This window comes from uncultured Victivallis sp., assembly GCF_944391105.1.
Taxonomy (GTDB): domain Bacteria; phylum Verrucomicrobiota; class Lentisphaeria; order Victivallales; family Victivallaceae; genus Victivallis.
Window position 1 is genome coordinate 1 of record NZ_CALXSK010000073.1, and the last position, 8,165, is coordinate 8,165.

Consider the following 8,165-nt stretch of genomic DNA (forward strand, 5'->3'; position numbering starts at 1 on the left):
ACAGTTGACGCAGGATTTTTCCTATGTCCCTTTTGATTTGTCTATAGATTACCTGACGACGATATTTGGGAGCAAATTATAACGAGAGGGATGGTTTAAGCAGGCGGAAGAGGGTGGAATCAGGCGGAAGATCCCGAAAACTTCTTTACACACACATCCCCCTTTCATGGTGCGGCGGAGCCAGATTCTGAAAACTTTCTCCCGTGCTTCCTCACGTGCGCACACGCGCGACAAAAAAATCCCCCCGGTTGTCCGGAGGGATCGTTCATCAGAACCGGTTGCTCAGAATCCGCCAGGCGAGTGCAGCCACTGCAGGTACTTGTCCATTGCCAGCGGCTCTAACGCGGTCCACAGCATGGGCCACCCCATCAGGCGTTCGACCAGCGAGACCGTCGGCCACAAGTCGGTCTTTCTCAACATCTGACAGACCAGCGATTGCTTCTGCGCGCCATAAGTGGACCGCAGATGGGCCTCCTTGCTGCTCCCCCGCGTCATCCAGCCGGCCATCGTGCGACTGATGCTTCCCAAGTATCCAGAGGCGGTCTCGCTTAATGGGGTATCCGAGGTGTCCAGCGCCCAGCACACACCATTTTGCATCATACCCCATCTCGGCCAGCGAAGCGAGGACTTCTTCGAGTCCACGAGTGGCGAGCATAGGGCTATTTTCCACGAACACCGCCGCCGGTCGTATTTCGCTGATAATGCGCGCCATCTCGAACCAGAGCCCCGATTTTCGCCCGGTGATTCCGCAACCCTTGCCGCTCGAGCTGATATCCTGACAAGGAAATCCGCCGCTGACGGTGAGCTTGTTGCGGATGCTGGCGAGCCATTCGATGTAGGCGCTGCATTCGGGATTGTCGATCCGGAAGGTCCGCACATCGTCCCAGATCGGGAACATCGGGCAGCAGAGATCACGCTGGCGCTGCAGCAGGACGCGGCGGCAATACGGCTCAATCTCAACGGCTCCCACAGTAGTATGGCCGAGAAGGTTCTTTCCGAGAATACCTCCTCCAGCTCCGGCAAATAACTCCAACTCATACATGAATAATCCTTTGTTTTCTAAATCTTTTACACACAAAAAAGGCCCGGTGATTGGCGCGAACCGTCTTAACGTAGTACCTTATACCCGTCCTCAACGAGCGGTAAAACGGTTCTGGTGCGTAATCACCGGGCCGGGGAGTGACAGGGGTTGCCGCCCCTCATCTCTCCCGCTCTCTTATGCGATTTTCACTGCTGCTACATCAAAATGGCACCTCCTGCGCGACCTTTTCGCGCTCATGTTCGAGGCGCAGTTTGAGCGCCTCAATGGTTCGATACGCCTCTTTCCCGGTCAGGGCGGAGAGGTCGGCTGCTTTTGTGATCGCGGAGTTCCCGGACGCCCTCCGGACGAATCCGAGCAGATAGTTTGCCGTGCGATCCTGCGCCGGCAGATAGTTCCGCAGCCCCGGACGGTCGTCCCCCCCGAGCCAGAGCGCCCAGATTTTGCGCTCCGCGGGGCTTTTGACGCGGCTTTTTGCCGCCTCCCGGCGTTCATCCCGGATCGCGTAAAGCCGCGCCATGACGGCCCGGTCGCCGGATTCGTCGAGGTATTTCGCCGAGTCCACGCCGGCGACCTCGCGCAGGATCGCGCGGTACTCGGACTCGGTCAAACCGAGCTCTTTCCGGAGAATGTGGATCGCCGCCAGACTCATCGCCGACTCCTCCCGTCGATGAATCCGAGCAGCTTATGCTCGTATCTCGTGAGCCGCATGCAGTTCGCCACGAATCCGATCAGAACGCCGGCGAGGATCAGCGCCCGCGCGGTGTTCATCTCCTGGTGCAGCTGCGCGCCGAGTCCGAACGACCAGATCAGCAATGAGATGATCCGCGAATTGAGTTCACGCAAAATCTGTTTCATCGACTTACTCCTCCGGCCATTCGCCGCCCTTTTCGTAGTTGTCGCGGATGTCGAGCAGCGTCATCGCGTCCGGCTTGATCGCCGGATTGTCGGCGACCAGCTCGCGCATGATCGAGAGATATGCAACGAGACTGCGCAGCTTGCCGGTGCCGGCGGCGACCTCCACCGCGGCGGCGATCAGCTCCGGCGACGCATCCGGGAAAACCGCCCGCACGATCGGCGTCACCTCCGAGACGCTGAACACCCCCGCCGGAATGTCGCACCGGTTCATCGCCCGCCCCAGAAACTGTTCGAGGAACGCCGAGAGCCGCCCGTGCTCGAACTCGCCCAGGCTGTAGGTGGTGAAGATCAGCGCGACCGGCGTGCGCGTTTTCTCCCACAAGTTGAGCCGCAGATACTCCATGTTCTTCTTTTTCGCCGAGAGACTCGGCGGTTCGAGCAGCTGGTTCGCCTCGTCGATCACGAGGATCGTCTCGTTGTCGAGCAGATAGCGCTCGATCGCGTTCTTGTTCTCCTCGGTCGATCCCCGGCATTCGCCGAGCAGCTCCCGCGCCAGACGCCGCACCAGCATCGCCTGACTGGTCGAGGCGTCCAGCATGATGTGCCGCGCGTTCGGCCGACGCGCGCACCAGTGCGCCGCCGTCAGCGTTTTGCCGCGGCCGGTTTCACCGAAAATCAGCGTCAGCATGTTCCGTTTCGCGCAAATGTCGAGCGTTTTGCGCAGCCGTTTCGTGACCACGTTTTCGACGATCGGTTCGAGTTTAGATAAATTCTTCATCGAGGACTCCTTTTCTTTCTTTCGGTTCATCGGGGATCTGGTCTATCTCATCGAGGGCGGCGGCGGATCGCCGTTCCCGCGTCTCCTCCGCCGGCGCATCCTTCAGCAGCGCGCGGCGGATCGCCTCGTCGAGCTGCCGCTTCCGTTCACGGTCGCGCGCCGGTGTTTTTGTGCTATCGTGGCACTGTTGCATGTGTAAACCGTCTGTATTTTTTACCGCCTGCCGGGACGGGACGGCCCCGCGCGCCGGGCGGCTCTCGCCGGTGATGTCTCCGCTCCGCAGCTCGGAGGGCAGCACGTAGATTTTCGGGTTGTGCGTCTCGCCCTTGACCGAATACATGCTGTCGAGCAGTTTCAGCCGGGCGGGGCCGAGGAACGCCTCGCGCGGCAGCTGGTAGAGCGTCCACGGATCGAGCTTGTGCCAGTTGCCGGTCTCGTCCATCGCGAGCGTGTCGAGGTACTTCTTCTCCGCCCGGATCTCCTCGAGCTTTTCGGCGAGGAGCCGCGCGTCCTCCTCGCAGGTGAGGCGCGTGAAATAGGGCAGCATCGTTTCGGTCCGCGCCTCGCAGATATACGACCCGTCGAGGTCGAAGAGGAACACGTGATCGTCGTTCACGAGATCGGTCTTGACCATCACCGGCTTGCCGTCGTAGCGCCAGCACTTCTCCCGGCCCGCCGGAACCGCGACGAACCGCCGGTTGCCGACCCGCACCGAGGGGCCGCGCGACTCGACGATCCGCGCCTCGTCCAGCGGCAGAAGAAACGCCCGGAAATACTCCTCGAACGTCATCGCCGGACGCTGGAACCGCAGCTCCGGCACGAACGCCTGCTCCGGAGAGAGCCCGCGCAGGAATTTCGAGTCCGGGCAGGTCTTGCTGTGATAGAGCTGGATGAACGTGCCGAGGAATTTGCACGCCTGCTCCTCGTTCATCAGCAGTTCCCGGTTCGCCTCCTTCGCCCACACCTTCGCGGTGGCCGGGCGGTTCTCCGGGGCGTTGCCGACGTAGCCGCGCGCCGCGCGCGAATACTCCGCCATCTCGCGGAAGAACCTCTCAACAAATTTCGCGCGGGCGTTGTACTTTTCGGCGGTCAGGTGCATCACGTCGAGAGAAAGCATGATGCTGTGGCTGTAAATCTTCGTCTTGCTGACCGTCGGCGTGAACGTGACCGGGATCGTGAATCCGGCCTTGCAGTAGTCGCTCCCGTTGTCGGTCAGGAAGATCCGCGGTCTGCCGTAGCGCCAGACGCCGAGCGCGAATGCGTTCCGGATCACCTCGTTCGTTACCGCGACCTTGCCGTTGTCGTTGCGCGAAACGAGCTGGATCGAGATGACGTGCTGGCTCTTTACGTCCATGATGACGCAGATCTTCGGCCGGATTGCCTCGTATCCGTTGCCGTCTGCCGCTGGAACGCGGATCATGAAGTCGCAGTCCTGGCTGTCCGCGACCCATGCCTCGTTCGGCTTGATCGAGCCGGGATCGCGCTCGACGAAATTGCGGTAATGCTGCAGATAGTAGTTCTCGCCCTTGCGCATGTATGCGAGGAACCGCTTCGGCCAGCGGTTGCGGATGTATTCGCGCACCTGGTGGAGCGCCGGGATCGGCATGCCGGGGTATTCGATCCGCCACTTGAGTTCGAGCAGCCGGTAGATCTTCGCCGCCTTCTGCTGGTTCGGCTGCAGATAGTGCGCTTTGAACGACTCCCAGAACGCCGGGTCGCCGTAGAGCGTCTTTTCGCAGCCGTAGTTGCGCAGCAGCACGTCGGCGTTGCCGTAGTCGGGGGAGCCGTCCGCGAGACGGCCGAGGCCCGGCTTCAGGCTCGTTCCGGTCAGCCAGTTGCGGTAATTCGTGTAGTGCAGCATCGAGCGGCCGTTCTTGCCGCCCTCCGCCAGACGCGGGAAGAATCCGGCGCACTCCTCGGCGACGTATTCAGCCGCTTTCCACTCCGGCACTCCGGCACGCCGCGAATACTCGTAGACCTCGCGCACGAACTGCACCTTCTCGTCGCGCAGCGCGCGCTCCTCCTGCGGGAACTCGCCCGGCGCGCGGCGCAGAAACGCCGTCCGCCGCGCAACCCGCAGCCCATGCGGCGGCGGCAAGGTGCCGCTGCCGGACGGCAAGGCGGTGCTGCCGGGCGGCAAGGTGGTGCCGCTGCCTGGCGGCAGCACGTCAGACTTGTCCGACCGGTCAGACTGGTCCGACTGGCCTGGGAGGGCAGACGCTCCCGCAACCGGCGGCAAGGTTCCCGCCGGCTGGTTTTGTTTCAGTAGTGAGGAAAAGCGATTCATCGGTTGTTTCTCCTGTCAGTACAATGCGAGCGCGGCGCGCCGCCGTTCGGCGATCACGCGGTCGAGACGGCGTTTCGCCTCGTCGAGTTCGGACGAGAGACGCTCGAATTCGACGAGCGCCTCGTCGGTGAACTCGTCGGCGTGTTCGACCAGCAGCCGCGAGGCGCTCCGGCACCAGAGCGCGCCGTTGGAAACGATCTGCAACGCCTCGTCCGGGCGGGGATTCCGTTCGAGCACGTCCGCGACCGTCTCCGGCGAAACGTCGTCGAAGATGTCGAACGAAAAGGTCAGCTGATCCGGATTCCCGCTCTTCTCTTTCCCGTAACCGTACAGCTCGTCGACGCGGCGGATGAACTCCCGGTTCGTCCACTCCTTCCGGTAGTGCAGTTTCAGGAAATTCATCACCTCGACGATGCCGCGGCGCTTGTCGTTCATCACTGTGCAGAGCTTTGCGAGCTTGCCGAACTCGAGGTCGAGGCAGGTCGTGTAACATCTGCGCGCCTGGGTCTCGATCGTGCGGTTCTCCTTTTCGCTCTCCGAACTCCCCCGGAACTCCCGCAGCGCGATGAGCAGACAGCCCACCGCGTAATAGTGATAGATCGTCTTGTCGCCGGGAAACGACCAGCGCGAGGCGGCTTCGCTCCAGAACGTTTTGTCGTTGCGGCGGAAATTGCGCGCCTCGGCGATAACGAGCGCGATCATGACCGGGGTTTTCGCGTAGCGCGGCGCGAGCAGATCAAGCGCCGCCTCGGCCTCCGCCAGATTCGCCGCCGGGATCCCCGCTGCGATTCTGTCATGAATTTCCTCGAACGTGATTTCGCTCATTGCGGTCACCCCCTGCCGGTCTGCTCGGCGTTGAGGTTGTCAGCCTTTGCCTCGACCCGCGCGGTTTCGCTGAATACCAGCCGCGCTCCGGGAACCGGCTGTTTTTTAAGCAGTTTTCGGAGCTGCGCCTTGTCTTCGCTGAACTTGTACACGTAAAGGTCGAGCCCGGACTCGTCGGAGTATTCGACCAGCGCCTTCTCGTCGACCACTTCAACCCGTGCCGGGTTTGTCCTGTAACTTGCGACGGCGTTGCCGACGTCGATGCTGCGCGCCCCGGCGGGGAACCACTCCGGGTGTTTGTCCATCAGCGCTTCCAGCGCGGCTTCCTCGGCATCGACGGACGCTTTGAGCGCGCCGGTCGTGATCTGAAACTTGTCGTTTGCGGCCTTGGTTGCCTCGGCAATTCTCCGATCACGTTCCGCCTGGGCGGCCATGACCTTCAGCTTTCCCGGAGCCCAGGCCCGCAGCCGTTCGATGAACTCTTCGCGGGTGATCGCCGCCCGCTCGGCCGTGTTGAACTTCGCCATGTCAAGCCTCCTTTCCATTCCCCGCAAAGTTGCCACCCTCGCCGTTTGAGGCTCGGGTCCGCTTCGCGGCTTCGGGTACTTTGCGGGGCCCCCTGTGGGGTGCTGGCAACCCTTCGGGTTCCCATCCCCGCTCTCCGTTGCTCCGTGCGGCTTCGCCGTACTCGCAACTGCGAGTGTCGCAGGGTTCTCCGTCGCCGAAGAACTCGGTCATGCGGCAGAGCAGAACCGGCCGGATCTCCCCGCCCGCCAGTGCTGTGCAAACGGTGGTTTTGCTCGTTCCGATGAGAGCGGCGAACTCCTTTTGCTTCATGCCGTAGTGTTCGAGGATCATCCGGATCGCCGGGACGATCCCCGCGCCGCGCGCAAGCAGTCCCCGGCCGTATTTCCGGATCTCCGCGGGATCGGGCGCAGCCTCGCGCGGAAGCGGGATGCTCACTTCTTCTTCCGGCAGGTCGTCCATCAGCGGGAGAGTCAGTTCGCCGGGGAACGCGGTTCTGCCGATCTCGTCGAGCTGCTCGCGGATGAGATTCACGAGAACGGTTACGACCTCGTTGTGCTCGGCGTGCTTCGCCAGCGCGGCGCAGGCTGCCTCGATCCTTCCGAATTGTACTGCTGTGATTTCCATGATTCCTCCTTTGCCTTGCGGGCGGTTAAATAATGAACGCAATATCGTGAAATTCTTCATCCTTTTGCAACTGCGGCGGCTGCAAATAGCGGCAGACCGTCGTCTGGCTGATGCCGTGAATCGCCGCGATCTCCGCCTGCGACAACTCGGGGCATTCATACGCGAGCCGGATCACCCGCCAGCGTTCCGGCTGCGACGCGGCGAACGTGCAGAGCGCGGCACTGTTCCGGTAGGTCTGCGAGACGTTTCCCGCGTCGAACCGGATGGAGAGCGGCCGGAGCGCCTCCGGCGATTCTCCGTCGAGTTCGGTTTCGGTGAAGTCCCCGGCGTCTCCCAGCTCCTGTTGTGCCAGATGGCGCTGCAAAGTACGGACGGAAATGCCGCGGGCCACGGCCAGCTCCGGACGCGACAGCTCCGACACTTCAAACGCCATGCGGCAGCTGCTCCAGCGTGCCGGATCGGCGGCCGCGAAATCCGCGAGACGCAGCATCCGGCGGCAGACGACCGTCGAGGGATAGTGTTTGATGTCTATCCAGCTCGACCGGTCGTTATACAGTTCCCGCATGACGTCGAATTGAGTCACCGCCCGGCCCTCCAGCAGAGCAGCGGAGCAATGAGCGTGACAATCCCGAGAACGATCATTGAAAAAACAATCATGAATCCGTTGCATCCCTCGTCCTCGTCGGTGATGGGTTCATACGGGTCGGTTCCCGTTGCCGGCGGGTTGGATTGTTCCCGCTCCTGGTCGATGTTCCAGTCAATCAGATTCATTCTTCCTCCTCCGCGTAATGGTCGATCCAGTCCTTTGCGGAATCTGCCGATTCCACCTCGATGTCCTCATATCCCTCTTCGGGGTAGTCGATGTTTTCCGGCGTGAAGCAGAGGTAACGTTTCTCCTCCGGTCGCTTGATGAGCCAACCTTTGTACCGCCGGCTTCCGCCGACCTTGATCCACTCGTCGGGCAGCGTCCGGACGGTTTGAACGTCGATCCGCCGGATCGACAGTTCACGCATGCGCTCCCGGTTGCGTTCGCGCAGCCCGCGCATGATCTCGCCGGGATCGCGTCCCGTGGCTTCTGCAACAACCTCGACGCAGTCGTACAGTATATTTGTCCCGGACAGAACATGTGCTATCACGGGGTACTCTCCCATCGTCTGCAGTAACGTTTCCAGAACTGAAATCGCATTTTTCTTCATCGGTGTTCCTCCTCCGTTTTCCGTTGTGCC

At 61.8% G+C, this 8,165-nt stretch carries 11 protein-coding genes; all 11 read right to left on the reverse strand.

Annotation, left to right across the window (positions count from 1 at the left end):
- Nucleotides 1–268: 268 nt before the first annotated feature.
- Complete coding sequence (locus Q0K10_RS15120; RefSeq protein WP_294508832.1) at nucleotides 269–1,042, reverse strand: DNA cytosine methyltransferase; 774 nt, start codon at nucleotides 1,040–1,042, stop codon at nucleotides 269–271.
- A gap of 199 nt (nucleotides 1,043–1,241) precedes the next feature.
- Entirely contained in the window at nucleotides 1,242–1,691 is a 450-nt protein-coding gene (locus Q0K10_RS15125; protein WP_294508835.1) for a phage protein GemA/Gp16 family protein, read from the reverse strand.
- Nucleotides 1,688–1,897, reverse strand: a complete 210-nt coding sequence (locus Q0K10_RS15130; protein WP_294508838.1) for a hypothetical protein — start codon at nucleotides 1,895–1,897, stop codon at nucleotides 1,688–1,690. Before Q0K10_RS15130 ends, Q0K10_RS15125 begins: the two co-directional genes overlap by 4 nt.
- Before the next feature lie 4 nt (nucleotides 1,898–1,901).
- Entirely contained in the window at nucleotides 1,902–2,675 is a 774-nt protein-coding gene (locus tag Q0K10_RS15135) for an ATP-binding protein (RefSeq protein ID WP_294508840.1), read from the reverse strand.
- Nucleotides 2,659–4,962: a Mu transposase C-terminal domain-containing protein gene (locus Q0K10_RS15140; protein ID WP_294508843.1), complete on the reverse strand. Its 2,304-nt coding sequence runs from the start codon at nucleotides 4,960–4,962 to the stop codon at nucleotides 2,659–2,661. Before Q0K10_RS15140 ends, Q0K10_RS15135 begins: the two co-directional genes overlap by 17 nt.
- A gap of 15 nt (nucleotides 4,963–4,977) precedes the next feature.
- Entirely contained in the window at nucleotides 4,978–5,787 is an 810-nt protein-coding gene (locus tag Q0K10_RS15145; protein WP_294508846.1) for a hypothetical protein, read from the reverse strand.
- Between the two features lie 5 nt (nucleotides 5,788–5,792).
- The gene (locus tag Q0K10_RS15150) at nucleotides 5,793–6,314 is read right to left on the reverse strand and encodes a hypothetical protein (RefSeq protein WP_294508849.1); all 522 of its coding nucleotides are present in this window, start codon (nucleotides 6,312–6,314) and stop codon (nucleotides 5,793–5,795) included.
- A gap of 1 nt (nucleotide 6,315) precedes the next feature.
- Nucleotides 6,316–6,939: a hypothetical protein gene (locus Q0K10_RS15155; protein WP_294508853.1), complete on the reverse strand. Its 624-nt coding sequence runs from the start codon at nucleotides 6,937–6,939 to the stop codon at nucleotides 6,316–6,318.
- Nucleotides 6,940–6,964: 25 nt separating this feature from the next.
- The gene (locus Q0K10_RS15160; protein ID WP_294508856.1) at nucleotides 6,965–7,522 is read right to left on the reverse strand and encodes a helix-turn-helix domain-containing protein; all 558 of its coding nucleotides are present in this window, start codon (nucleotides 7,520–7,522) and stop codon (nucleotides 6,965–6,967) included.
- Nucleotides 7,519–7,710: a hypothetical protein gene (locus Q0K10_RS15165; protein ID WP_294508859.1), complete on the reverse strand. Its 192-nt coding sequence runs from the start codon at nucleotides 7,708–7,710 to the stop codon at nucleotides 7,519–7,521. Before Q0K10_RS15165 ends, Q0K10_RS15160 begins: the two co-directional genes overlap by 4 nt.
- The coding region (locus Q0K10_RS15170; protein ID WP_294508862.1) for a hypothetical protein at nucleotides 7,707–8,165 on the reverse strand (459 nt) is incomplete at its 5' end. The genes Q0K10_RS15170 and Q0K10_RS15165, both read right to left, overlap by 4 nt.

What these genes read in the sequence shown, in the direction of transcription:
- Q0K10_RS15155 (WP_294508853.1), bottom strand. Translation starts at nt 6,939, where the DNA reads ATGGAAATCACAGCAGTACAATTCGGAAGGATCGAGGCAGCCTGCGCC.
- Q0K10_RS15140 (WP_294508843.1), bottom strand. Translation starts at nt 4,962, where the DNA reads ATGAATCGCTTTTCCTCACTACTGAAACAAAACCAGCCGGCGGGAACC.
- Q0K10_RS15120 (WP_294508832.1), bottom strand. Translation starts at nt 1,042, where the DNA reads ATGTATGAGTTGGAGTTATTTGCCGGAGCTGGAGGAGGTATTCTCGGA.
- Q0K10_RS15125 (WP_294508835.1), bottom strand. Translation starts at nt 1,691, where the DNA reads ATGAGTCTGGCGGCGATCCACATTCTCCGGAAAGAGCTCGGTTTGACC.
- Q0K10_RS15130 (WP_294508838.1), bottom strand. Translation starts at nt 1,897, where the DNA reads ATGAAACAGATTTTGCGTGAACTCAATTCGCGGATCATCTCATTGCTG.
- Q0K10_RS15150 (WP_294508849.1), bottom strand. Translation starts at nt 6,314, where the DNA reads ATGGCGAAGTTCAACACGGCCGAGCGGGCGGCGATCACCCGCGAAGAG.
- Q0K10_RS15145 (WP_294508846.1), bottom strand. Translation starts at nt 5,787, where the DNA reads ATGAGCGAAATCACGTTCGAGGAAATTCATGACAGAATCGCAGCGGGG.
- Q0K10_RS15135 (WP_294508840.1), bottom strand. Translation starts at nt 2,675, where the DNA reads ATGAAGAATTTATCTAAACTCGAACCGATCGTCGAAAACGTGGTCACG.
- Q0K10_RS15165 (WP_294508859.1), bottom strand. Translation starts at nt 7,710, where the DNA reads ATGAATCTGATTGACTGGAACATCGACCAGGAGCGGGAACAATCCAAC.